The sequence below is a fragment of the Glutamicibacter sp. BW77 genome (assembly GCF_002332285.1).
Lineage (GTDB): Bacteria > Actinomycetota > Actinomycetes > Actinomycetales > Micrococcaceae > Glutamicibacter > Glutamicibacter bergerei.
In genome coordinates, this window is sequence record NZ_NRGT01000069.1 from 34,602 (window position 1) to 59,194 (window position 24,593).

Here is a 24,593-nt window from a genome sequence, read left to right on the forward strand (position 1 = left end):
CATGGCAAAAACTGACTTCCCCGCTGAAATCCGTTCGCTCCGATCCACTTTCTCCGCGATTGAGGACGTGAGCGACGTTGCTCAAATTAAGGCCGACATCGCCGTACTCTCCGAAGAGGCCGGCGTGCCGGACCTATGGGACGACCCGGCCAGCGCGCAGATTGTCACCAGCAAATTGTCTCACCGACAATCGGAACTTGAACGCTTGAACAAGATCCGTACACGAATCGAAGATCTTGAAGTGCTGGTGGAACTAGCCGAGATGGAAAACGATGATGAGACCCTCGCCGAAGCTGACAAGGAGTTGATCTCCATTCGGAAGGCCCTCGCAGAGTTGGAAATCGTCACCTTGCTCAATGGTGAATTCGACTCACGTGGTGCCGTCGTGACGATCCGTTCCGGTGCAGGTGGCGTAGACGCGGCAGATTTCGCAGAAATGTTGCTGCGCATGTACCTGCGATGGGCTGAAAAACACGGATATAAAGCTACCGTGATGGATACTTCCTATGCTGAAGAAGCCGGTTTAAAATCAGCAACTTTCGAAATCGATGTTCCTTACGTTTTCGGCACGCTGTCGGTGGAAGCTGGCACCCACCGTTTGGTGCGTATTTCACCGTTTGATAATCAAGGACGTCGTCAAACTTCGTTCGCAGCCGTGGAAGTTGTGCCTTTGATTGAGCAGACCGACACCATCGAGATTCCCGAGTCGGAATTGCGCGTAGACGTCTTCCGATCCTCTGGACCTGGTGGACAGAGCGTGAACACCACCGACTCTGCTGTTCGCATGACACACATTCCTACCGGCACTGTGGTCTCGATGCAGAATGAGAAGTCCCAGATTCAAAACCGGGCCGCGGCCTTACGCGTTATGCAGTCACGTCTGCTTTTGCTGAAGAAAGAAGCAGAGAGCGCACAGAAGAAGGAATTCGCTGGGGATGTTAAGGCTTCCTGGGGCGATCAAATGCGGTCCTATGTTCTTAACCCGTACCAAATGGTTAAAGATCTGCGCACCGACCACGAAGTTGGAAATACGCAAGCCGTGCTTGATGGAGAAATTGACGACTTTATTGATGCAGGAATTCGATGGCGCGCGGGTAATCGGCGCCCCTCGAATTAATCCGTAGAATCTCTCAAAAAGACCTGAAAACTGAAAGTTTTCAGGTCTTTTTTCACGCCAAATTTATCATAATTTTGCAGCATAAACCGTCGATTGAGTACCTGAATTCGAGTACGAATCGAGGGACTTATAGACTCGAAAACTGGGTACATGCTAGGATGACTAAGTCGTTGGATGATCTGTGCCCTCCAGTTTTCGCGAATCATTCCGTGTCAGACCCGCATGATGTAGGCAATTTTTCTGTTGCCGCTGTGCCGATGACACGACTTATAGCTGTAAATTCGCTTGAAAATTAGATACATCTTTTGATGATCACAAGACGGCAAATGAACGAACGTGAACCTTTAAGTAATCGTGAATTTCTAAATGTAATTTTTCATGGAAATTCAGTTCGTCAATGAAAAAACGCATTCATACGGCGGTGCTGTCCTGAAGAAGGGGCAGCACTTTGCACGCCGGGAGATAAATGCGGCCTAGATAAAACGATACGTAACTGGAGTGAAGGAAGTGGTTGATGGGCGTAGAGCTTAGGTACGTCGGCTAAACGAATCCTCGTGGAGTATTCCCCGGGATGAGACGTGCGAACCACGCATCAAGAGTTTCAGGTTAGACCTGGACGATGCCAATTCTCAACTACGTCGTTTGAAGGAGGTGGCGTGTGAACAACCCGGAAACGGTCGGTTTCAGCGCCTTGGTCATCATACTTTTATTGGTCCTTTTCTATGGTGGAACATTTTTTGTGTCCACAAAGATCGGCCAGAAAAATGAAAACGCTGACGGTTACATGACCGCTGGCAACAAAATCGGATTCGGAATCTCCGCGGCCAGTATGACCGCAACGTGGATTTGGGCTTCATCAATGTACGCCTCGGCGTCTTCGGGCTACACCTATGGCATCAGTGGACCTATCCACTACGGCCTCTGGGGTGCACTGATGATTCTGTTCATTTACCCATTCGGTAAGAGAATCCGAAAAGTTGCTCCGAAGGCGCACACCCTCGCAGAGGTCATGCACGTGCGACATGGACGTTCCAGCCAGTTAATGCTGGCCGGCTCCAATGTGGTCGGTTCCGTCATCTCATTGATGTCTAACTTCATTGCCGGTGGCGTGCTTATCTCGATGCTCTCCCCATTCAATTTCATCCAGGGCGTGCTGGCGGTAGCCGGTGGCGTATTGCTCTACACCCTTTGGTCGGGATTCCGGGCTTCGGTCTTGACTGACTTCATGCAGGTCATGGCAATGCTCGGAGCGGTAGCAATTATTGTTCCGTTCATCTTCTTCGCAGCGGGTTTCCCAGCCGCATTCGAAACCGGAGCAGGGAACCTTACCGCCCAGCAGTCGAATTTCTTCTCGTCAGACGCATTCTTGAACCAGGGTGCACCATATATCGCCGCGGTTTTGGCCTACGCGATCGGTAACCAAACCATCGCGCAGCGGCTCTTTGCGGTCCGTGAAGACTTAATTAAGCCAACCTTCATCACCGCCACCATTGGCTACGGCGCCATGGTGATCGGTGTAGGAATGATCGGCGTACTTGCCCTGTACCTCGGGTTTGAACCTACAGGCGGGGACCAGAACAACATCATCCCTGAGATGGCGATGAGTTACCTGCCTGGAATCCTGCTGGCGTTGTTCTTCATCATGATCATTGGTGCGCTTTCCTCCACCGCTGACTCGGATCTTGCGGCGCTATCTTCCATCATGATGGCCGATGTATACGGCCAGAACGTTGCGGGCAAGAAGAAGGTTAATCCAAAGACCATGCTGCTGGTCGGACGTATGACCATGATCATCGCAACCGTGGTTGCTGTCTGCTTAGCCAGTTTGCAACTAAACATCTTGGATCTTTTGGTCTTCGTCGGGGCCCTATGGGGGGCACTAGTTTTCCCAGTGCTCGCAAGCTTCTATTGGAAAAAGGTTACGAACAAGGCATTCACGACTGCTGTCTTGGTAGCTCTACTTGTGTTCATTCCGGTTCGTTTCGAGCTGATCCCTATGACCGGCTTTACCGCGGTAATCATCGAGCTGCTGGCAATTCTTGGTATAGGAATCGTATTGGGCCTGATGTCATTCGGATTCTTCGGGCTTCGCGTTGCACTTATCGTTGGCACAGTAGCCACGCTGGTAGCTGCACCGTTCTGCTTCGGATTCCTGCGTGACTACACGACGCTATCAGCATCACTTGTCGCCTATTCGGTCAGTACATTGATCTGTTACTTCATGTCGTTCCGTTCAAAGATGGACTTTGACTTCTCAGTCATCGCAGAACGAGCCGGAGATTTTGACCCCATTGAAGAAATTGTCGCCAGTGCGACTAAGGGTGCCGCTCACAGCAACAATTCGAACAACTCAGAGAGGAATGAATAATGTTGGCGCTGACCATCTATGTACTAGCCTGGCCCGTCATTGTCGCGGGCGTTGCCTTCTTTATTGCCAGGGCGTTCATTTCCGAAGCACGGGAAGCGAAACGCAATGGTGAGCCACTGATATAAGTCATGAATTGTGAGGGTAAGCACCGGTTTGCGCCGCTGCTTACCCTCGAATTCAGGCTTTGGTATCGACTTGAGCGCGCGGAAATGATTGTCGGACCGCAGAAGCTTTTACTGCTGTGCGAAAGCTCACCAAGAGATTTTGGGGTAGCCAAAATCTTGCACGTCAATGCCTAACCTTGCTCAGTGCCGAGTCTGTATAAACGGCATGAATGTGGCAACACACCACACTATCGGTACCTGTTGTACATGTTGCCCCTATAAGGTTTGGAAGACTGGCGCATCAAAAAACGTTCGATCTCGACCTGAGTTTCCGTGGGTCGCGCCCCGACGGCAACTAGCGATTGAAGACATGATTAAATTCGAAAATGTCTCGATGGTTTACGAGCCAAAGCAGCGCAATGCTGCTTTGAACGACGTAAGCATCGAGGTAAACCGTGGCGAGTTCGCCTTCTTAGTCGGAGAATCTGGCTCTGGAAAGTCTACTTTTCTCAGCTTGATCCTGCGCGAAAAGCGCGCCACAAATGGTGCGGTCTACGTCGCAGGGCAAAACCTGAACCGTATACCGAGCCGACGTGTGCCAAAACTGCGTCGTGATATAGGTTTCGTGTTCCAAGATTTCCGTCTGCTACGTGAACGTACCGTGTTCGACAACGTTGCTTTTGCAATGGAAGTTATTGGTGCTTCACGCGCGCAGATTCGCGATCGTGTGCCTGACGCGCTGCGTATGGTGGGCTTGGAAGATAAAGCCCGCCGTAAGCCCACCGAACTTTCCGGTGGCGAGCAGCAACGTGTCGGCATCGCCCGAGCGATCGTTAACAAGCCTTCGATCCTGCTGGCCGACGAGCCGACCGGCAACCTCGACCGCAAGAACAGCGTCGAGGTAATGAATGTGCTCGATCGCATTAACCAAAACGGCACCACCGTGCTGATGGCCACTCACGCTCACGAACTCGTCAGCGAGTTCCGCCACCGAGTCATTGAATTGAGCAAAGGCAGCGTTGTGCGCGACGAAGCTGATGGTCAGTACACCGCAATGACGACCGTGATCAATCAGGACGGTTCACGTGAGCTCCTAACTGGTGAGGCCGCCATGGAAGCATCTAGTGAAGCTGCAATGAATGAAGAGAAGGACGAGCGCCAGTGAGATTAGGATTTATTCTCCGCGAGGCTGCGAAGGGCCTTCGTCAAAACATCATCATGGTCGTATCCGTGGTTTTGGTGACCTTCGTATCGCTGACCTTTGTTGGTGCTTCGGCACTATTGCAACTACAGATCAACCAGATGAAGGGCTACTGGTATGACCGCATGGAAGTTGCGGTCTTTCTCTGTGACGACAACACCGCTGCGCCAAACTGCGCGGGTGAAGGCGTCACCGACGAGCAACGCACAAGCATCAAGCAACTGCTCGAATCAGATGAGATGGCTCCATACATCAAGGAATTCGCGTATGAGTCAAAAGCCGATGCACTCAAAAACTTTAAGGAACAGTACAAGAATTCTTCCTTGGTTGATCAGGTTACCGAAGATCAGCTACCAGAATCGTTCCGTATCGGTCTAGTAGACCCCGAGAAGTATCCCGTTATCAATGAAGCTTTTTCGACCGTAGCGGGCGTTGATTCGGTCGTGGACCAACGCGAACTCTTGGAGAAGGTCTTCCAGCTAGTGCGAGTGGCCTCCGCCGCCGCAGCTGTGGTGGCAATTGTGATGATTGCCTGTGCCGTGTTGCTGACAGGCACAACTATTCAACTCTCGGCCATGCATCGACGGCTAGAAACCACCATCATGAGACTAGTTGGCGCATCAAAAACGACTATTCAGTTGCCATTTATCATCGAGGGTGTGATCGCATCCATTATCGGTGGTGTCCTTGCATCAGGCACACTGTGGTTGTTAGTTAAGTTCCTAGTTCAAGACAAATTGGCGAGCGAAAATGTTGGCGTGGCCTTCATTTCAACCAATGAAGTTCTCTTAGTTGCACCCGGGCTCTTGATTATTGGTATCGTTTTGGCCACAATTTCTTCAGTGGTAACGTTGAAGCGTTACCTGAAGGTATAGCCAATCGTTATCTTGAGTGTTCGGTTATGCCTGAAGCACGAAAATCTTTAAGGAGCAGTATGCTATCCAACGCCGTGCGACGTAAGTTCCTGCGCGCCACCATTGGTGGAGCCCTAGCATTGTCACTTACCTTGCCTGCGGGGATTGTTATTGCCGATGAACTCGATGACCGTAAGGTTGACGTCGAGAAAAACATCGACAATTTGGAACAGGACATGGAAGTTCTTGATTCGGATATTGTTGCCACAGATAAGAAACTTCGGGCCCAACAAGCTCAGGTTCCAGCTGCCGAGGCAGCTCTCGCAGATGCCCAAAGCCGTGTCTCCAATGCACAAGCTACTGTCGCGGATCTAACGAACCGGCTGATCAGCGCTCAAGCCACGAGGGACAAGGTTGCTAAGGCAATCGAAGAGAACGCCGCCAAGATTGCAGAAGCGGAAAACACCATGGCGCAGATCGCCTCCGAAGCGTATAAGCGCGGAGGGGTGTCCAGTGGGTTAGACATGATCTTGAATATGGATTCGGCGACCGCAATGGCTGATGGCTTAGACATGGCTAACCGTGCCATGGATTCACAGAACGCCGCATATAACGATCTAGCTCAAGAAAAAGCCACCGACGAGAGCAACAAACTGCGTTTGGTTGCTGTCGAGGATGAAATCTCTTCGCTCAAGGGCCAGGCTGAAGAAGCTTTAGCTCAAGAGCAAAGCGCCCGTGATGCGGCCCAGTCTGCCAAAGATGAGTTGAATGCCTTGGTTGCAAGCACCGAATCTCTTAGCGCCGAATTGGAAGCAAAAAAGCCGCAGATTCAAGCGAAGCTAAAAGTTCAAGAGCAGGAATCTGCTTCGATCAACCAGCAGATCAAAGAACGCCAAGAACGCCTGATCAAAGAAGCCGCTGAACGTAAGCGTAAGGCAGAGGAGAAGGCCCGTAAGGAAGCCGAAGCGGAGCGTCAGCGCGTCGCCAAGGAAAAAGCCGCCTACGAAGCCGAGCAGGAGCGTCAGGCAGCGGAAGCCAAGCGCAAGCAGAAGACTTACAAGAAAAAGCAGTACGTGGCTCCTAAAGCGAAGCCAAAGACCGAAACATACTCGGAACCAAGCAGCTGGGGCTTGGTCAAGCCCACGAGCAGCGCGCGAATTACCTCCAGCTTTGGATGGCGTCCAACTCCTGCAGGAACGATTGACTACTCGGGACAGGGCGGCTACGTCCACGCAGGTGTCGACTGGGGCTTCGGCGGCCAGTGTGGCTCACCGATTCGTGCGGCTGCCAGCGGAGAAATTTGGTTCGCCGGCTGGGGCGGTTCCTCGGGTAACAAGGTGACCGTGTCGCACGGCGTCGTAAAAGGCAAGGCACTAGCAACCAATTACCACCACATGTCACGCATCGCTGTGAGCAATGGCCAGCACGTAAAACAGGGCCAGGTCATCGGGTATGTGGGCACCACCGGTAACTCCACTGGCTGCCACCTTCACTTCGAAACGATCATCAACGGTTCGCATGTGAATCCATTGGGACTGCTCTAACGCTAGACTTGGTAGTTGTGCGCGGGAATCCGCCCGCGACATGCAAGGAGTGTCATGGCTAAGAAGAACCAAGAAGATCGCATTATCGCGAGCAACCGCAAGGCGCGCCACGATTTTGAGATTCTAGATACCTTCGAAGCGGGCATGGTGCTGACTGGGACCGAAGTTAAGTCGCTACGTGAAGGTAAGGCTTCGTTAGTGGATGGCTTTGGTCAGTTCTACCGCAATGAACTGTTCATTGAGAATTGCTACATCCCGGAGTACCTGAACGGTTCGTGGACCAACCACACCGCTCGTCGTCGTCGTAAATTATTGCTGCACCGTGCAGAGCTGCTGAAAATTGAACGTAAGATCTCCGAAGCGGGCCTGACTATTGTTCCGCTGAAGATTTACTTCAAGTCAGGTCGCGTAAAAATTGAAATCGGTGTCGCTCGCGGTAAGCGTGAGTATGACAAGCGTCAGACGTTGCGCGAGCAGCAGGATAACCGTGAGGCACTGCGTGCCATGCGTGAACGTAATCGCGGACAAGCCTAGGCGTGGCGTGAATCTCGTTGGGTTAGCAGAGCAGATTGCGCTATGATTATTCAACACGCCTTTTGGTGTGGTTGTACCCGGGAAACCGGGACTGACAACAAAATACGGGGATGATCGGTTTCGACGGTGTGAGTCGCGACAGATGAAGCGGGCCGAGGATGCAAAGTTATCTCGTAAACGCTCTTTGCAAAACAATAAGTGCCGAATCAAAGCGCACTGACTTCGCTCTCGCTGCCTAAGCAGCCAGACAGTCCGTTAGCCAGGGGATGCTATCGCCCCTGATCCTAACGTCATTTAGGTAGCCCCTGTGTTCGGCGGACGTTACCGCTACCGAACACATACTTAGGTAACTGTGCCTGGATCAACCACATGTTTGCGTGATGGTTGGGGCAGAGAAATTCCGCAGCAAACTGCGCCCGGAGAAGACCTGGCAACACCACATCGGACGGGAGTTCAATTCTCCCCATCTCCACGTATTTGAACCCTCGAGATCCTTATGATCTCGGGGGTTCTGTCGTTAACCTATGTGCGGTATACGACCTATTGCGCATTGAGCGATCCCAGTTTCTGATAAAGATTCGCTAGAACTTTCGGGGCGTTGGCGAATGGCAGACACTTGGGACATAGAGATTCTGCTTGAATTAGTCGTCTGCTCAATCCTTTGGGACTTGGGGCTTACCCGAAGTGAGTACGTGAGCGTGATCCGGTTGCCTCTGCCCGAACGGACTTCAGATGTTGAATGCAGGGGAGCGCTACCGAGGTTGCAGAGACAGCGGTTCGTTGGTAAATCCGGTTCTTAGCTGGGTTCTCATTGGCGCGTGGTGCGTACCTCGGGCCGAAGTGTCAAGGCCGGGCATGGACGGCCTAGGGCAGATCTTGGCGCGTAGATAGATGATGGCCACACTAGGTAACACGGTGCCTTGCGCGCGAGTCATGTCGCGAGGTCGCTGTTTACCACATAGACTGGAATTGAACGGCTAAGCAGACGGCCAGATTGCTGAAACGGAGTGAGATCAGAAACGATGGGTAAAAACGGTTCCCAGCGGGTATCACCGGCTATTTCGGCTATCTATGCTGTGATCGCATTCCTCCTCGAAGTTGGTCTGATTTTCGCGGCAGCGTTGGCCGCCATCGCCTTCGTGCCATGGCCAACTATCCCGTCGATCCTCGTGGTGGTAGTGCCGCTACTAATTATTTGGGCACTCTTCTTCTCACCTAAAGCCAAGTTCCGTCTGCGTCTTCGTATTAGGTTGACGCTACTGCACCTGATCTACCTCGTCGGTGCCTACGTGTTGTGGCTGAGCGTTGATCACTCATTTACCGATCAGTCCCAGATCTGGGCGATCGCGATGCTTGCTCTGACGGGTATAAGCGCCATCCTGGTTCTAGCCACGGGCGGATACGTGGTGCCACACGACCGAGAAAAGAGAACTCCGCAGTCGCCAGGCCAGTCTAAGGATGCGACACGCAATGCACCTCGCGGACGCCGCGCGGCACGCTAAAAAACTTAAAGTAAAAATTATGGGTACGGCCAATTGGTCGTACCCATAATTTTCCCACGTTGGACTATCTAGTCATCAGCCAACCCAGTGCACCAGCGCCGCCGGCAATCACGAAGGTGGAGCATAGATACACGATTGCGCGGGCCTTGTTGACCTCATAAATCAGGCGGAACCCGACAAATAGGGTACTGGCGGTAGTCAGTGAGCCACAGACCCCAGAGGCCAGCAGCCAGAGCCGATCGGCTGCAGGTATGGTGTGCACAAAGTTTTCGTGCGTGAGATCCAACTGGTGGCTGCGTGCGTAACCGAGCACCACGCCTAACGCAAAGCTACCGAGAATGTTCGCAAGCAGGATTCCGCGCGGCCAGCCAGCGAACAGGCCCTGCGCCAAATCGTGTGTTGCAGGAAGCGAACGGTCCAAGAGGTAACGAATCATCGCGCCGATTGCGCCAGCGAGCAACAGCAGCCAGATCACGACAGCTCCTGCGGGCGAGCTAGGTGTCGGTCCAGCAACGTGTGCGTCAAGAAGACGGCAGCTAGACAGAGCACCACGCTGAGTAAGAGGTAGCCGATGTATCCGGCAGCGCTCAAACTAGTAAATAACAGCAGCACCGTCGAAAGGGTGGTGAAGGAACCACAAAAACCGGTGCCCGCAAAAAGCTGCAGCAGCGGTGCCAGCGGCCTGCGTGCAGCATAGGCGCTCAACGCAGCCAAAGCGACGCAACCAAGGACGTTGACGATCAAGGTTGAGGCGGCCCAGACGTTGGCCGGGGTGAGCATGTCAATGGCTACTCGGGCCAGCGCGCCCAAGGCTCCGCCGAGTGCCACCGCCAGGAATTTAGCGAGCTGAGCTCGATCGATCATGGAGCGCAGACCCAGACCAGCGAGGCTTCGATGTAGTTCAGCTGGTGTGGAAGCTCGATCATTGCCCCGGGCACAATTCCTAACTTCTTGGCGCGACGCAGAAACTCGGGGTCTTCGTCGCTCACGCGACACACGATCGCCTGCGCGCCGTGGAACCGATCGAGGCGCTGCGCATCGCGGGTAGCTAGCACCCCCGCGGCCGAGGGGATCGAGTCGCCATGCGGATCGACCTCGGGGTGTCCCAGCCGGGCGTGTAAGGCATCGATGAATCTGTCGGTGACGGTGTGTTCAAGCGCCTCAGCCTCATCGTGCACCTCGTCCCAGTCATATCCGAGTTCATCGCGCAGGAAGGTTTCTAAAATCCGGTGTCGGCGCACCATGCGCAGCGCCTCGCGTCGCCCGATGTCGCTCAACGAGATGGCGCCACGCGGAACATGATCGACCAGACCTTTAACCGCAAGCTTTTGCACCATCGAGGTGGCCGAGGCGGGGGAGAGCCCCAGCTGATCGGCTAACGCTCCGGTGCCCACTGGCTCATCTTCCCATTCGGTGAGCAGGTAGAGCGCCTTGAGGTAGTCTTCCTCGCTGGTGGTCAGCTTGTGCGGGTGCAGGCCTGGCATGGTTAACCGCGGTTCAGGTAGGGCAGGATCAGCGGGTGTAGCGCGCCATTGCTGGCCAGCGCATTACCGCCGTGGCAGCCTTCGACGCCCGCGATCGAGGTGAAAGTTCCGCCGGCTTCACGAACCAGTGGGACCAGCGCAGCCATGTCGTAGAGTTCTAGTTCCGGTTCGAAGGCCGCGTCTACCGCGCCCTCGGCGAGCAGTGCGTAGGAGAAGAAGTCTCCGTAGCCGCGGGTGCGCCAGGCCTGATCGAGCAGTTCGAGCAGATCATCGAGCTTGCCCAGCGCCTTCCAGCCGTTGAGTGAAGCGTAGGACAGCGAAGCATCAGCCAGTTCGGTGACCTGTGAAACGTGCAGTCTGCGTGGGGCATCGAGCCCTGGTTCGCTGACATACGCGCCTAACGACGTGGCGGCGTGCCAGCGCCGGGACAGCGCCGGTGCCGAGACCACACCCACTACCGGTTCATCGTCGATGACCAGCGCGATCAGTGTCGCCCAGACCGGTACGTGGCGCACAAAGTTTTTTGTTCCGTCGATCGGGTCGATCACCCAGCGCCGCGATCCACTGCCGTGCACCCCAAATTCTTCGCCAAGCACCGAGTCCTCCGGGCGATGTTCGGCGAGCATCGCTAGGATCAGCTCTTCTGCCCCGCGGTCAGCATCGGTGACCGGGGTCATGTCGGGTTTGGTATCCACGCGCAGATCGTTGGCTCCGTAGCGGGCCAGGGTCAGTTCATCGACCCGCTGCGCCATCATCAGGGCGAAGTCGAGGTCCTGTTGCAAGGTGTATTCGGCCATGGGGTAGTGGCGCTAGAGTGCGCCCAGCTCCTTTTCGTGCGAGAGGTCTTCGGTGGTGATCAGTCGGCGGTACGAGGCGAGCCTGGAGGCTGCGGCCGGTGGAGTCTCGGGGTCTTGCACCCAGGCTTCCAACGCGCAGCCAGCGGCGTTGGCCTGATGGTTGCAACCGCGTGGGCAGCCGGTCGCGATCTGCGCCAGCTCGCCGAAGGCGCCCAGAATATTATCCGGGTCAACCAGCCCGAGCCCGAAGGAACGGATACCCGGGGTGTCGATCAGCCAGCCGCCGGGTGCTTCGCCCAGGCGCAAGGCCAGCGCGCTGGAGGAGGTGTGCCGGCCGCGGCCGGTTACCGAGTTCACCTGTCCGGTGGCTCTGGTGGAGCCGGTGAGCGCATTAACCAGCGTGGATTTACCCACCCCGGAGTGCCCGATGACTACCGAAACACCACCGGCCAAGAGTTCTTCGAGCTCATCTAATGCGCCGACGGCTAGGCGTGCGCTGGAGCCGTCGGCACCGCGCGCATCCACGCCGGTGGCTTCCGAGTCGGTGGTCCGCGAGATCACCACTTCCAGCGGCAACCCCTCATAGTGTTTCAAAAATTCGGCCGGGTCTTTCACATCGGCCTTGGTCACGCACAGTACCGGGGAAATGCCCGCATCGTAGGCGGCCACCAGCGCACGATCCACAAAGCCGGTGCGTGGTTCGGGGTTCGCGGCGGCGACCACGATCACCAATTTGTCCACGTTGGCCACCACCACCCGCTCGGTCGCGTCGGTGTCGTCGGCGCTGCGCCGCAGCAGTGTGCTGCGTTCCTGAATGCGCACTAGTCGCGCCAGCGTGTCGGGCTTGCCGCTGGTGTCACCCACCAGCGCTACCAGATCCCCGGGCACGATCGCCTGGCGGCGCAGTTCGCGGGCACGGGCGGCGATAACGATGCGCTCTTGGGCGGTATCCTCATCCAGAATTGCGGTGTAGCGTCCGCGGTCCACGGTAATAATGCGCCCGATCACTGCCTTGTCGTAGGCGGGACGGTCCTTGGTGCGCGGACGGGTGCCCTTCTTGTTCGGGCGTACCCGCACCGATGATTCGTCGTAGTCGCTATAACGCATTAGCCTGCCTGGCTTGGAGTGCTTGAGGTGCTTGAAATGTTGGCGGTTCCGGCCATCTGCTCCCACAGTGCGGGAAAATCGGGCATGGTTTTAGCGGTAGTCGCAATATTCTCCACCCGAACCCCGTCGATGGCGAGGCCCAATAGCGCTCCCGCGGTCGCCATCCGGTGATCTTCATAGCTGTGCAGATCCGCGGCACGCAACTGGCCGGGGTTAATCTGCAGCCCGTCGCCGGTGGCGCGCACGCTGGCACCGACCTTGCTCAGTTCGGTTTCTAGCGCCGCCAGCCGATCGGTTTCATGTCCGCGCAGGTGCCCGATGCCGCGCAGCGTGCTCGGCGAATCGGCCAGCACGCACAGGGCCGCCAGCGTCGGGGCGAGTTCCGAGGCATCGGAATAATCGATCCCGCGAATGGTGCCGGTACCCGTTACGGTGAGCACCCCGTCCTCGTCCAAGGACACGTGAGCGCCCATGGCTGAAAGGATTTGTACCCATTTACCGCCGACCTGGGTGGTCTGCGCGGGCCAGAACGGTACCCGCACGGTGCCCTGCGAGGCGAGCGCGGCAGCCAAAAACGGTCCGGCATTAGAAAGGTCTGGTTCGACGGTGACGGTGAAGCCGTCCAACCGGCCCGGTGCGATCTTCCAGCCGCGGCCGTCGGCGTCCGTAGCCACCTGCACACCGAGTTCGCGCAGCGTCGCCACGGTCATCACAATGTGGTCGGGGCTCGCGATATGCCCGGGCGCCGCACGCAGGTGCAAACCGCCCGGCAGCGCATGGGCGATGAGCAGCATCGCAGAAATGAACTGCGAACTGGCCGACGCATCGATGCTTACGGTATCGCGCACGCTCACCGAGCTCGCATCGAGCGTAAAGGGCATTAGCCCTGGCTGATCAGCAAAGCTAAACTCCACCCCGAGCTCCGCCAGGGCATCAAGCACCGGGGCCATCGGACGTGCCCGAGCGGCCTCATCACCGTCAAAGTGCACACGTGCCCCGGTGACCGCAGCCAGCGCCGGCACAAAACGCATCACGGTTCCGGCTAGCCCACAGTCGACGTGCAAGGTCTGTGCCCTGGCCGCGCTGCGCGCTTGCGCATCGGCGGGGCGCAGCACCACGGTGGTTGACCCATCATCCTGAGTCTCACGGCTGATCTGCACGCCAAAGGCTTGCAGGGCACGCAGCATCAGCTCGGTGTCGCGACTAATCAGCGTGTTGTGGATCGTGGAGGGCGTGTCGGCCAGCGCGGCCAACAGCAGATACCGGTTGGTCAGCGATTTTGAGGCCGGCACGTGCACCGTCGCATCCAGCGCACCGGAGGCAAAAGGTGCCTCCCACCAGTTCAGTTCGCATCCATGAGCGCTCACAGAGATAATCGCACTTCCCGTCTAAATCGGCCGTTGAACTCTTTGCCTAATTCTAGCCGAGAGCGCGCCGGGAATAACCGTCAGCAGTCGGCGGTTGAAATATGTGTGACGACGATGGAACAGACACAGACACAGACACAGACACCATGCAAGGCTCGGCCCGGTGTGAGCCGCGCCCTGTCCACTAGCCGGGTCAAGCGCGTAGACTCGTCGGTGATGACTGATAACACCGTGGACACGGACTTGCCCGATGTGAGCAAGGAGACCGAGGACGAACGTCGTGCGCGTTTTGAGCACGACGCACTCGGTTATGTCGACCAGCTGTACTCGGCGGCGTTGCGCATGGCGCGTAACCCGGCCGACGCCGAAGATCTGGTGCAGGAGGCCTTCACGAAGGCCTACTCGGCATTCCACCAGTACAAGCCCGGGACTAACCTGAAGGCTTGGCTGTACCGAATTCTGACCAACACCTACATCAACCTGTATCGCAAGCGCCAACGCGAACCGCTGCGCACCTCGACGGACACCATCGAGGATTGGCAGATGGCCGCGGCGATGGAACATAGTCCCACCGGGTTGCGCTCCGCGGAAGTCCAGGCGCTTGATCACCTGCCAGATTCCGATGTGAAGGCTGCCTTGCAGTCTATCGGTGAGGATTTCAGGCTCGCGGTTTACTTCGTGGACGTCGAGGGTTTCAGCTACAAGGAAGCCGCCGAAATTTTAGGGGTGCCGATCGGAACCGTGATGTCACGGTTGCACCGCGGACGTAAGTCGTTGCGCGAACTACTGGCCGATTACGCCGCAGACCGTGGCATCAAAGCCGCCGGGCCAGGCACCAAGGCCACAGCGAAGAAAGCGGAGAAGTAGCGATGGACTGTAACTCATTGGGGGACTGCGCCGATGACCGCATGGTACGCATTTATGAGTACCTCGACGGCGCGTTGACGCTGGGCGACCTAAAAGATGTTAAAGCACATCTTGATCACTGCCCGGAATGCACCGAGCAGTACGATCTGGAGTGCATCATTCGATCGGTGGTGCGCCGTAGCTGCCAGGAGGCTGCCCCGCAGCAGCTGAAGATGAATATTATTACGCGCATCTCGCAGATCCGCACCGAATCCGGGCACTAAGCCACGCGTTCAAAGACCCAAAAAGAAAACCCCGTATCCTTCGAAGTTACTTCGAATGGTACGGGGTTCTTTGTGCTCAAATCGCTTAGCTGTTTGGGCGCTTGCCGTGGTTGGCACCGCCACGCTTACGATCTTTACGCTTACGTGAACGCTTCGACATGGTGACTCCTTTGCGGGATCAATAATTGCCTTCCCGAATGCTCGGGCCGGCTAATAGTCTTTCATACCTTGGCACCATTGCCTAACCGGTGCGCCGGTGGTGAGTCGACGATTCTAAGGCTCTAGCTGGCGTCTGGTTCGGGCAGATCCAACCAGGAATACCAGCCGCGGTGCAGCACCAGCCAGGCCATCAAACCATAACCGGCCTGACCCGGCACGCCGCCGGAAGCGGTCAGGTCACTGCGCCACTGCGAGTGGGCGCGCAGCGGAGTGAAGGTGTCGATGTAATGGTGGTTGCGCCGCAGCGCCACATCAGAGTAGACCCGGTTCAGTTCGGCGACGCGCTCATTGCGTGCGTCATCTAACCCCGGAGCCGGACCCACCAACAGTGCTTTGATGCTCATCTGCGAGGCCGAATCGAGGATATTGGCCAGGTTTAAGCGGCTGCGCGCGGTGGTCAGTCCCAAGTCCACGTCACGATCGGAGAGGGCAATGACCAGACGGTTCTCGACCTGATCGCCAAAGCGCCGGGAGGCTTCGCCCATCCAGCGTTCGGCTAGTGCTTCGGAGCCTTCTGCCGGAGCGGCCAGCACGAAGGACTGCAAACGTAGTGCGGGGTCTTGGGTTCGAGCCATCACTCGGCCGAACCAGCCCAGTGCGCGCGGGTCGCCGTGTCCTGCAAGTAACTCATCGCCGATGGCGGTGATGCGGATGGTGCGAAATTCCAACTTGGCGACCTTTCGTTGGTAAAACTAAATCTTCGTCAACCTTAGCAGTGTCCAGTTGCCAGATCGGGGAGGTAAGAGCGGGTTAAAGACCACAGCCGGCGAACCTGACTCCGTGGTGAGAGGATCAGGTTCGCCGGCTGTAGTTTATGCAGAGACGAGCGTGTCGCTTAGCGTGCGAACGCGGCCTTGAGCAGCACCGCAGCTTCGGCTTCGTGACGCTTCGCGTTACCCGCGGAGGTCGCAGCCGAGGCCGGACGCGATACGAGGTTAACCTTCGCATCGAGCTCAGGGGCCACATACAGACCGAAGAACGGCCATGGGCCCTGGTTCGCAGGTTCGTCCTGAACCCACGAAACACTGGCGTTCGGGTACTTGGCCAGCTCGTCGGCAATCTGCTTCACAGGTGCCGGGTAGAGCTGCTCAACACGCACGATCGCGACCTTCTCGTCCTGCGCCTTGGTGCGCGCAGCGATCAGGTCGTAATACAGGCGACCGGAAACCAGCAGCACCTTTTCGACGGCATCCTTGTTGGTGATCGTCGAATCGCCGATGACCTCCTGGAAACCACCGGTGGTGAAGTCCTCCACCTGAGTTGCCGCGGCCTTCAAACGAAGCAGCTGCTTCGGGGTGAAAACGATCAGCGGCTTGCGTGGACGGGCGTAAGCCTGGCGACGCAGCAGGTGGAAGTGGTTTGCACCGTTGGAAGGCTGAGCGACCACCATGTTGTTCTCCGCGCACATCTGCAAGAAGCGTTCGATGCGTGCCGAGGAGTGGTCTGGACCCTGACCCTCGTAGCCGTGCGGCAAGAGCATGACCAGCGAGGAGGATTGGGACCACTTCTGCTCGGCCGAGGAGATGAACTCGTCGATCACGGTCTGCGCGCCGTTGACGAAGTCACCGAACTGCGCTTCCCACATGACCAGTGCATCTGGGCGTTCCACCGAGTAACCGTATTCGAAGCCTAGGGCCGCGTATTCGGAGAGCAGCGAGTCGTAGATCCACAGTGGGGCCTGGTCATCGGACAGGTGGTGCAGCGGGTACCACTCGTTGTCGTTCTCCCGGTCGTGGAAGACCGAGTGACGCTGTACGAAGGTGCCGCGGCGTGAATCCTGGCCTGCCAGACGAACCGGCACACCTTCCATGGACAGCGATCCCAGCGCAGCCAGCTCGGCGAAGCCCCAGTCAATGCCGCCTTCGCGGGACATCTTCTCGCGGCGCTCCAGCAAAGCCTTGAGCTTGGTGTGCATGGTGAAGTCCTCTGGCACGGCCAGGTGGGCCGCGCCGATCTTCGCCAGCGTGGACTCGGTGATCGCCGAGCCACGTGCGCCGTCGACGGTGTTCTCGTCGGCGGCCTGAGCGAAAGGCTTCTCCAGGTCGTTGATGGTCGATCCCGGGGTGATGATCGGGATCGGCGAGGTCTGTGCGGCGTGAGTTTCGGAGAAGATCCGTTCCAGGTTCCCCTTGTACTCGGCCAACACGTTCTCGGCTTCCTCCGCGGTGATATCCCCGCGGCCCACCAAGGCCTCGGTGTATAGCTTGCGGGTGGAGCGCTTCGCCTCGATCAGGTTGTACATGATCGGCTGGGTCATCGACGGATCGTCGCCCTCGTTGTGGCCGCGGCGGCGGTAGCAGATGAGGTCGATGACCACGTCCTTGCCGAACTTCTGGCGGTACTCGAAGGCCAGCTGGCCTACGTGCACGACGGCCTCCGGGTCATCCCCGTTGACGTGGAAGATTGGAGCCTGCACGGTGCGTGCCACATCGGTGGCGTACACGGAAGAGCGCGAAGAACTTGGAGCGGTGGTGAAACCGATCTGGTTGTTCACGATCACGTGCACGGTGCCGCCGGTCTTGTAACCTGGCAGCTGGCTCATCGCCAGAACCTCGGAAACTACGCCCTGGCCGGCGAATGCTGCGTCGCCGTGCACCAGAATTGGCAGCACGTTGTTCTTCGAATCCATGCGGTCTAGCTTCGCGCGGGTGATGCCCTCGAGCACCGGATCCACGGCTTCTAGGTGAGATGGGTTCGCAGCCAGGTAGACCTTGGTCTGGTTGCCGGCATCCGAGGTGTAGGAACCCTCGGTGCCCAGGTGGTACTTCACGTCGCCCGAACCCTGGACCGAGCCCGGAGTTGCGGTGCCCTCAAATTCGCGGAACACCTGTGCGTAGGTCTTGCCGGCGATGTTTGTCAGCACGTTCAAGCGGCCGCGGTGCGCCATACCGATGGCGACCTCGTCCAGTTGCTCGTCGGCGGCGTCGGAAATGATCGCGTCCAACAGTGGGATCAGCGATTCGCCACCCTCAAGGGAGAAGCGCTTCTGGCCGACGAACTTGGTCTGCAAGAAGGTTTCAAACGCTTCGGCGGCGTTCAGCTTCGAAAGGATGCGCAGCTGCTCATCGCGTGATGGCTTCGCGTACCCGGATTCCAGCTTCGACTGGAACCATTCGCGCTCCACCGGGTTCTGCAGGTGCATGTACTCGGTACCGGTGGTACGGCAGTACGCGTCACGCAGGATACCTAGGATGTCGCGGAGCAGTGCACGGTTTTTACCGCCCAATCCGCCGGCAACCCATTCGCGATCCAGGTCCCACAGGGTCAGCCCATAGGTCTGGATGTCCAGGTCCGGGTGCTTGCGCTGCACGTATTCCAGCGGGTTGGTGTCCGCCATCAGGTGGCCACGCACGCGGTAGGAGTTGATCAGGTGCTGGATTCGCGCGACCTTGTTGACTACCAGGTCGACGTCGACCTGGTTGTCGATGGCCCAGCGTACCGGCTCGTAAGGGATGCGCAGCTGTTCGAAGATTTCGTCGTAGAAACCCTGCTCGCCGAGCAAGAGGGATTCAATGAGCTTCAGGAATTCGCCGGAACCCGCGCCCTGGATCACGCGGTGATCGTAGGTGGAGGTCAGCGTAATGTGCTTGCCGATGCCCAAATTGGCGACGGTCTTTTCCGAGGAGCCACGGTATTCCGCTGGGTATTCCAGTGCGCCGACGCCAACGATGGCGGCCTGGCCCTTGGAAAGGCGAGGTACCGAGTGTACGGTGCCGATGCCGCCTGGGTTGGTCAGCGATACGGTGGTGCCCGAGTAATCGTCGGCGGTCAGCTTGTTATTGCGTGCGCGCTTGATCAGGTCTTCGTAGGTGGTCCAGAACTCGTTAAAGCTCAGGGTCTCCGCGGCCTTAATATTTGGTACCGCGAGCATCCGCGAGCCGTCAGGCTTGGGAATGTCGATCGCGATTCCGAAGTTCACGTGCGCCGGCTGGATCGCGGTTGGCTTCTTGTCGATCACGTCGTAGGTGACGTTCATCGATGGGATCTGGCTCAACGCACGGATCACGGCGAAGCCGATCAGGTGGGTGAAGGAGATCTTGCCGCCGCGGGCACGCTTGAGGTGGTTGTTGATGACGATGCGGTTGTCGATCATCACCTTCGCCGGTACGGCACGCACGGTAGTCGCGGTGGGCACGGTGAGCGAGGCATCCATATTGGTGGCGATGGCCTTCATTGGCCCGCGCAATGGGGTGCGTTTTTCCTCGCCGTAGAGCTCGGTCGACGGGGCAGGCTTCGGGGCCTGTGCCGGGATCGGAGCGGTTTTCGGTGCTGCGTCCTTCGCCGGAGCCGCTTCGGCCTTGGCCGGTGCCGGTGCTTCTGGCGCGGATTCGGTGGTGCGAGCCGCGGCCGCGGCGCGCGGTGCACCCTGACCATTGCTCGACGCTACCGGTGCTGCCGGGGCAGTCTTGGGTGCTGGCGCCGGTGGTGCGCTTGGCTCCGCCTTCGCCGTAGGTGCCGCGGGGGCAGCCGATGCATTGTTTTCGGTGGTGAGGGACTCGAAAATATCCCACCATTTTTTATCGACCGAGTTCTTATCGACGAGATACTGCTGGTACAGCTCGTCTACTAGCCACTCGTTTCCACCAAACTCTTCAGTAAGTCGGTGGTGTGCTTGCTCTGGCACGTGCAACGCCTCTTCCCTGATTTCTACGTTGTTCTAGCTTGAGCCGGTGGTAGCCCGAGGACGTGAAAATGGCCACCGATACTCACAAGATTTCTAGACCTGCGCTCCAGTCTAGTGACATGTTGCAAGGTTTTGCCACGAGTCGTCGGGAATATCACGAAAGTGTCGCTAAACACCTACCATTTACCCTGAGCTAACTACCGTATATCGCGCGTCGGAGAATATTGTGCGCGATCGGCGATCTTTCGTTAGACTAAATCGCACTATGGAATCTCATTCTCCAAGCCGGTCCGTCGCCCGCGGGCGCAGCACCGGCCATCACACCGAACGCCTGGCAGATTCTGCCTCCCGATTGGAGCCTTCTAGTTGCCGCTTAGAGCAAACTAGAGGCCTTCTGACCCAACGATTCCAGGGGCGTGGCTAACCGCCCATGGAATGGATCTTCATACTTTTCGGTGTACTGCTTATTCTTGGCACCGGCTTTTTTGTGGCGGTCGAGTTTTCGCTCGTCGCCCTCGATAAGAGCACGGTCCAGCAGGCCATCGATCGCGGCGAAGCAGGCGCAAAACCACTACTGCAGTGCCTGACCTCGCTGTCCACACAACTATCCAGCTGTCAGCTAGGTATCACGCTGACCACGCTGCTCACCGGTTATGTACTTGAACCGGCGATGAGTAAGCTGCTCGCCCCGGTGCTTGAAAACTTCGGCATTGGCGGCGGCAGCGCCACCGCGGTCGCCGTAGTCATCTCCATGGTGGTGGCCACGCTGCTGTCGATGCTGATCGGCGAGTTGGTACCCAAGAACCTGGCGATCGCCAAGGCGATGGCCGTCGGCAAAATGCTGGCCCGCCCACAACTGGTATTCACCGCCATCTTTAAGCCCGCGATCGTGCTGCTCAACGGTTTTTCGAATATGATCCTGCGCAGGTTCTTCGGCCTCGAAGCGAAGGAAGAAATTTCCGCCGCCCGCAGTGCCCAAGAACTTGCCTCGCTGGTTCGCCGTTCCGCGGAACTTGGCACCCTCGACATTCAGACCGCGCGATTTGTGGAATCAACCATTGAATTTTCCGAACGCACCGCGGCCGATGTGATGACCCCGCGCACCTCGATGGCCACCATTGAATCCGAGGCGGACCTGTCCGAACTGATCGCAATGAGCGCGGATACCGGGTTCTCCAGGTTCCCGGTCACCGAGGGCTCCAGCGACGAAATTCAGGGCATCTGCCACGTCAAAGCCGTCGTTTCGGTGCCACGCGAACGTCGTGCGGCGCTGCAGGTCGGCGAATTTGCGCGCGACGCGCTCTACGTACCGGAAACCATTCACCTCGATGTATTGCTCGAACAACTTCGCGCCGCGGAATTCCAGGTAGCGATCGTGATGGATGAATACGGTGGCACCGCCGGACTGGTGACCCTGGAAGACCTGGTCGAAGAGATCGTCGGGGAAGTCTCCGATGAGCATGACGAGGACGAGGAAGAAGCGGTCACCCAGCCCGATGGCCAATGGCTGTTCCCCGGGATGAACCGCCCGGACCACATTAACGAGCACTTCGACACGGATGTGATCCCCGATGACTCGGCCTACGACACCATCGGCGGCTTTATGCTTTCGCAGCTTGGACGCCTGGCCGAATTGAACGACACGGTGCACACCGAGGCCGGCACCTTCACGGTGACCGAACTTGATGGCCGAAGAATCGCGCAGGTACGTTTTGAACCTGCCCCGGCCGTAGCGGAGGACACCCATGAGTGACCTAATGGGAATCGCCTGGCTCTTCATTCTGCTGGCGATCAACGCGTTTTTCGTGGCCGGCGAATTTGCCGTGATGTCGGCGCGCCGCTCACAGATTGAACCGCTGGCCGATGAGGGAAATAAACGCGCGAAGGTTGCCCTGTTCGCCATGGAGCACGTCTCGATCATGCTCGCGGTCTGCCAATTGGGCATCACCGTCTGCTCGTTGCTGATCCTGAACATTTCCGAACCTGCGCTGCACCACCTGCTCGGCGTGCCGATGATGGCACTGGGGATGCCGGTCGAGGTTGGGGACACCGCCGCCTTCCTGATCGCGCTGGTCCTGGTGACCTTCTTGCACGTGACCTTCGGCGAGATGGTGCCGAAGAACATTTCGGTGTCCGTCGCGGACAAGGCGGTGATGCTGTTGGCGATGCCGCTGGTGGGCGTCTCCAAGGTGCTCAAGCCGATCATCTCGATGCTTAACGGCGCGGCGAACCTGTTCCTGAAGCTCTTCGGTGTGGAACCGCAGGACGAGGTGACTAGCTCCTATACCGCCGCCGAGGTGCGTTCGATTATCGATACCTCCTCGCAGGAGGGCACGCTAGAAAACAAGCACGCACTGCGGCTGACCAAGGCGCTGGAGTTCTCCACCGTCTCGGCGGCCTCCTGCATGGTGAAAGTTGACAAGCTTTTCACCCTAGAGTGGGGGCAGACCACGGCGCGCGAATTTGAAAAGAAGGTCGGCAAGACCGGTTATTCGCGCATGCTGATCACCCGCGAGGACGTGCCGGTGGGCTACTGGCATGTGAAGGACGTGATGCTGATCGACGATGCACACTCCACCGCGCCGCTGCGGGATTTGCCGCTGCACCCACTGGGTGTGGTGAAGCAGGATACCGAAATCGAGGAGGCGCTGGAGAGCATGCGTCAGGAGGGCAATCACCTCTCGGCAGTGGTCAACGAGGCCGGTGCCACCATCGGTGTGCTGTTCTTGGAGGACATTATCGAGGTGTTGGTGGGCGAGATCAGCGATTCGACGCAGAAGCGTCACGCCCCGCCGAGCTCGCAACAGGGCAACTAGCCTCACAAACAAACGCGTATTGCGAACCAGTCGCAACTGGTAGAGTTAACTGCGGCATCGTGCCCACGATGCCGCAGTTTTTCTTTAAGTTTTTCTTTACATGTGGAAGCCGGTTCATGAGTACATCCCCGATCGTCACCTTCGACGCAGCTACCCTGGCCTTCGGCTCGCGGGTGCTGTGGCAAGAGCTGAACCTGCAGGTGCGGCCCGGGGAATTTTTGGCGGTGCTCGGGCCCAACGGTTCGGGCAAAACCAGTTTTATCAACACCATGCTGGGCACCACCGCGCTGAATTCCGGGACCGTGTCCATCGCCGGGGCCCCGGTTCGCCGCGGCTCGAACCTGGTCGGCCTGATCCCGCAACAACGCCCTTTTGGTGACAACGTTCCCTTACGCGCGCGGGATCTGGTGGCACTCGGGGTGGACGGCAACCGGCCCGGTATCCGCATCGCCCGCAAGGCGGTGCACACCAAGGTCGATCAGCTACTTGAATTGGTCGGCGCCAGCGCGTACGCGGACCGCCCGGTGAGTGACCTCTCCGGCGGCGAACAGCAACGTTTACGCGCCGCCCAAGCGTTGGCCGGGGATCCTCGGGTGCTGCTGTGCGATGAACCATTGCTCTCCCTTGACCTGCACCATCAGCAGGCGATCAGCCAGGTCATTCACCGCCAGGCCGCGCAGCACGGCGCCGCGGTCATCTTCGTCACCCACGAGATCAACCCGATCTTGCCCTATGTGGACCGGGTGCTCTATCTGGCCGAGGGCAAGTTCCACCTCGGCAGCGTGGACGAGGTGATGCAGTCCTCGGTGTTGAGCAGGCTTTATGGTGCCCCGGTGGAAGTTCTGCGCGTCAACGGACGGATTGTGGTGGTCAGCGGCGATGGGCAACGCCAATTACCGCCCGACGGGCATGAGCACGCCGAAGATGCCACGCGAGAGACCGGGAAGTAAGCGACGATGAACTTCGCAGATTTTATCGACCGCACGTTGAACTTTGACGACTATGGGCTACTGCTGCCGCTGGTGTCCAACTCGCTGATCGCAGGCGCCGCCCTGGGCATCGTCGGCGGGCTGATCGGCATCTTCATCATGATGCGCGATATGGCCTTCGCGGTCCACGGGATCGCCGAACTTTCCTTCGCCGGGGCCGCCTTTGCGCTGCTCATCGGGGTCGATGTGGTGACCGGGTCGGTGGCCGGCTCGCTGATCGCCGCACTGGTGCTCGGCGTCTTAGGAACCCGGGCTAAGGATCGCAACTCGATCACCGGGGTGCTGATGCCCTTCGGCCTGGGCCTGGGCATCCTATTCCTCTCGCTCTATGAAGGGCGCAGTGCAAATAAGTTTGGCCTGCTCACCGGGCAGATTGTCGCGGTTGATGACGTGCAGCTAGGAGGCATGCTGGCGTTGTGCGCGGTGGTGGTGCTGGCGCTGATCCTTATCTGGCGCCCGCTGACCTTCGCCTCGGTGGACCCGGTATTGGCCAACGCCCGAGGCGTCCGCACCGGCGGACTATCGATCATCTTTATGGTGATTTTGGCGTTGGCGGTGGCCGTCGCCATCCAGGTGGTTGGCGCGCTATTGGTGTTGGCGCTGCTGATCACCCCGGCCGCCGCAGCACTGCGGATCAGCTCCAACCCGGCACTGACGGTGATCCTAGCGATCGTGTTTGCCGAAATTTCGGTGCTCGGCGGAATCCTGCTCGCCCTGGCCGGTTCGCTGCCGATCAGCCCGTACGTGACCACCATTTCCTTCGTGATCTACCTGGTCTGCCGCGGCGTGGAAGCGCTGCGTAGTCCGCGCAAACACCAGGTTTAACCGCCGGCAGG

At 58.0% G+C, this 24,593-nt stretch carries 22 protein-coding genes and 1 other RNA gene; 15 read left to right on the forward strand and 8 right to left on the reverse strand.

From position 1 onward, the window contains the following. The first annotated feature begins 1 nt into the window (after position 1). The 9 genes from prfB (at position 2) to CIK74_RS11745 (ending at position 9,224) form a co-directional block, all read left to right on the forward strand. Complete coding sequence (gene prfB / locus CIK74_RS11705) at positions 2-1,117, forward strand: peptide chain release factor 2 (RefSeq protein WP_096256397.1); 1,116 nt, start codon at positions 2-4, stop codon at positions 1,115-1,117. Between the two features lie 658 nt (positions 1,118-1,775). After that, complete coding sequence (locus CIK74_RS11710) at positions 1,776-3,485, forward strand: sodium:solute symporter family protein (RefSeq protein ID WP_096256398.1); 1,710 nt, start codon at positions 1,776-1,778, stop codon at positions 3,483-3,485. Then, positions 3,485-3,610 carry a putative transporter small subunit gene (locus tag CIK74_RS19065; protein WP_096256399.1) on the forward strand — a complete coding sequence of 42 codons (126 nt, stop codon included), beginning with the start codon at positions 3,485-3,487 and terminating at the stop codon, positions 3,608-3,610. The genes CIK74_RS11710 and CIK74_RS19065 overlap by 1 nt, the downstream gene beginning before the upstream one ends. Positions 3,611-3,959: 349 nt before the next feature. Next, a complete protein-coding gene (ftsE, locus tag CIK74_RS11720) occupies positions 3,960-4,754 on the forward strand; it encodes a cell division ATP-binding protein FtsE (RefSeq protein WP_096256400.1) in 795 nt (264 codons plus the stop codon). Next, positions 4,751-5,665 carry a permease-like cell division protein FtsX gene (gene ftsX, locus CIK74_RS11725; protein ID WP_096256401.1) on the forward strand — a complete coding sequence of 305 codons (915 nt, stop codon included), beginning with the start codon at positions 4,751-4,753 and terminating at the stop codon, positions 5,663-5,665. Before ftsE ends, ftsX begins: the two co-directional genes overlap by 4 nt. A 59-nt stretch (positions 5,666-5,724) precedes the next feature. Then, on the forward strand, positions 5,725-7,188 hold the full coding sequence (locus CIK74_RS11730) for a peptidoglycan DD-metalloendopeptidase family protein (RefSeq protein ID WP_096256402.1): 1,464 nt from the start codon (positions 5,725-5,727) through the stop codon (positions 7,186-7,188). Between the two features lie 54 nt (positions 7,189-7,242). Beyond that, complete coding sequence (smpB, locus tag CIK74_RS11735) at positions 7,243-7,722, forward strand: SsrA-binding protein SmpB (protein WP_096256403.1); 480 nt, start codon at positions 7,243-7,245, stop codon at positions 7,720-7,722. A 106-nt stretch (positions 7,723-7,828) separates the two neighbouring features. Beyond that, positions 7,829-8,197, forward strand: a transfer-messenger RNA (tmRNA) gene (gene ssrA / locus CIK74_RS11740). Positions 8,198-8,744: 547 nt separating this feature from the next. Continuing rightward, positions 8,745-9,224 carry a DUF2568 domain-containing protein gene (locus CIK74_RS11745; protein WP_096256404.1) on the forward strand — a complete coding sequence of 160 codons (480 nt, stop codon included), beginning with the start codon at positions 8,745-8,747 and terminating at the stop codon, positions 9,222-9,224. A gap of 64 nt (positions 9,225-9,288) precedes the next feature. Here the strand turns inward: CIK74_RS11745 and CIK74_RS11750 are convergent, their stop codons facing one another. The 6 genes from CIK74_RS11750 to aroA are packed head-to-tail and all read right to left on the reverse strand — an operon-like array spanning position 9,289 to position 13,979. After that, positions 9,289-9,699 (reverse strand): CrcB family protein, encoded by a 411-nt coding sequence (locus CIK74_RS11750; RefSeq protein ID WP_096256405.1) that lies wholly within the window; start codon positions 9,697-9,699, stop codon positions 9,289-9,291. Further along, positions 9,696-10,088, reverse strand: coding sequence for a CrcB family protein (locus CIK74_RS11755; protein WP_096256406.1), 393 nt, complete (start codon positions 10,086-10,088; stop codon positions 9,696-9,698). Before CIK74_RS11755 ends, CIK74_RS11750 begins: the two co-directional genes overlap by 4 nt. Next, complete coding sequence (locus CIK74_RS11760; RefSeq protein ID WP_096256407.1) at positions 10,085-10,708, reverse strand: metal-dependent transcriptional regulator; 624 nt, start codon at positions 10,706-10,708, stop codon at positions 10,085-10,087. Before CIK74_RS11760 ends, CIK74_RS11755 begins: the two co-directional genes overlap by 4 nt. Positions 10,709-10,710: 2 nt before the next feature. Next, positions 10,711-11,505 carry an inositol monophosphatase family protein gene (locus tag CIK74_RS11765; RefSeq protein ID WP_096256408.1) on the reverse strand — a complete coding sequence of 265 codons (795 nt, stop codon included), beginning with the start codon at positions 11,503-11,505 and terminating at the stop codon, positions 10,711-10,713. A gap of 12 nt (positions 11,506-11,517) precedes the next feature. Beyond that, positions 11,518-12,612: a GTPase RsgA gene (gene rsgA, locus CIK74_RS11770; protein WP_096256409.1), complete on the reverse strand. Its 1,095-nt coding sequence runs from the start codon at positions 12,610-12,612 to the stop codon at positions 11,518-11,520. After that, on the reverse strand, positions 12,612-13,979 hold the full coding sequence (gene aroA / locus CIK74_RS11775; RefSeq protein WP_240520532.1) for a 3-phosphoshikimate 1-carboxyvinyltransferase: 1,368 nt from the start codon (positions 13,977-13,979) through the stop codon (positions 12,612-12,614). Before aroA ends, rsgA begins: the two co-directional genes overlap by 1 nt. 216 nt (positions 13,980-14,195) lie before the next feature. Here aroA and CIK74_RS11780 point away from each other — a divergent pair, with 216 nt between their 5' ends. After that, positions 14,196-14,846: a sigma-70 family RNA polymerase sigma factor gene (locus tag CIK74_RS11780; protein WP_170947860.1), complete on the forward strand. Its 651-nt coding sequence runs from the start codon at positions 14,196-14,198 to the stop codon at positions 14,844-14,846. Positions 14,847-14,848: 2 nt separating this feature from the next. Further along, the gene (gene rsrA / locus CIK74_RS11785) at positions 14,849-15,109 is read left to right on the forward strand and encodes a mycothiol system anti-sigma-R factor (RefSeq protein WP_096256412.1); all 261 of its coding nucleotides are present in this window, start codon (positions 14,849-14,851) and stop codon (positions 15,107-15,109) included. Positions 15,110-15,390: 281 nt separating this feature from the next. Here the strand turns inward: rsrA and CIK74_RS11790 are convergent, their stop codons facing one another. Both CIK74_RS11790 and CIK74_RS11795 read right to left on the reverse strand, forming a co-directional pair. Further along, the gene (locus CIK74_RS11790) at positions 15,391-15,996 is read right to left on the reverse strand and encodes a GDSL-type esterase/lipase family protein (RefSeq protein ID WP_096256413.1); all 606 of its coding nucleotides are present in this window, start codon (positions 15,994-15,996) and stop codon (positions 15,391-15,393) included. Between the two features lie 167 nt (positions 15,997-16,163). Beyond that, positions 16,164-19,952, reverse strand: a complete 3,789-nt coding sequence (locus tag CIK74_RS11795) for a multifunctional oxoglutarate decarboxylase/oxoglutarate dehydrogenase thiamine pyrophosphate-binding subunit/dihydrolipoyllysine-residue succinyltransferase subunit (RefSeq protein WP_096256414.1) — start codon at positions 19,950-19,952, stop codon at positions 16,164-16,166. A gap of 430 nt (positions 19,953-20,382) precedes the next feature. Between CIK74_RS11795 and CIK74_RS11800 the strand changes: the two genes are divergently transcribed. From CIK74_RS11800 to CIK74_RS11815, 4 genes are all read left to right on the forward strand, one after another. Then, positions 20,383-21,705 (forward strand): hemolysin family protein, encoded by a 1,323-nt coding sequence (locus CIK74_RS11800; protein WP_096256415.1) that lies wholly within the window; start codon positions 20,383-20,385, stop codon positions 21,703-21,705. Further along, positions 21,698-22,768, forward strand: coding sequence for a hemolysin family protein (locus CIK74_RS11805; RefSeq protein ID WP_170947859.1), 1,071 nt, complete (start codon positions 21,698-21,700; stop codon positions 22,766-22,768). The genes CIK74_RS11800 and CIK74_RS11805 overlap by 8 nt, the downstream gene beginning before the upstream one ends. Positions 22,769-22,884: 116 nt before the next feature. Next, complete coding sequence (locus CIK74_RS11810; protein WP_096256417.1) at positions 22,885-23,718, forward strand: metal ABC transporter ATP-binding protein; 834 nt, start codon at positions 22,885-22,887, stop codon at positions 23,716-23,718. A 6-nt stretch (positions 23,719-23,724) separates the two neighbouring features. Further along, on the forward strand, positions 23,725-24,582 hold the full coding sequence (locus tag CIK74_RS11815; protein ID WP_096256418.1) for a metal ABC transporter permease: 858 nt from the start codon (positions 23,725-23,727) through the stop codon (positions 24,580-24,582). Positions 24,583-24,593 lie beyond the last annotated feature (11 nt).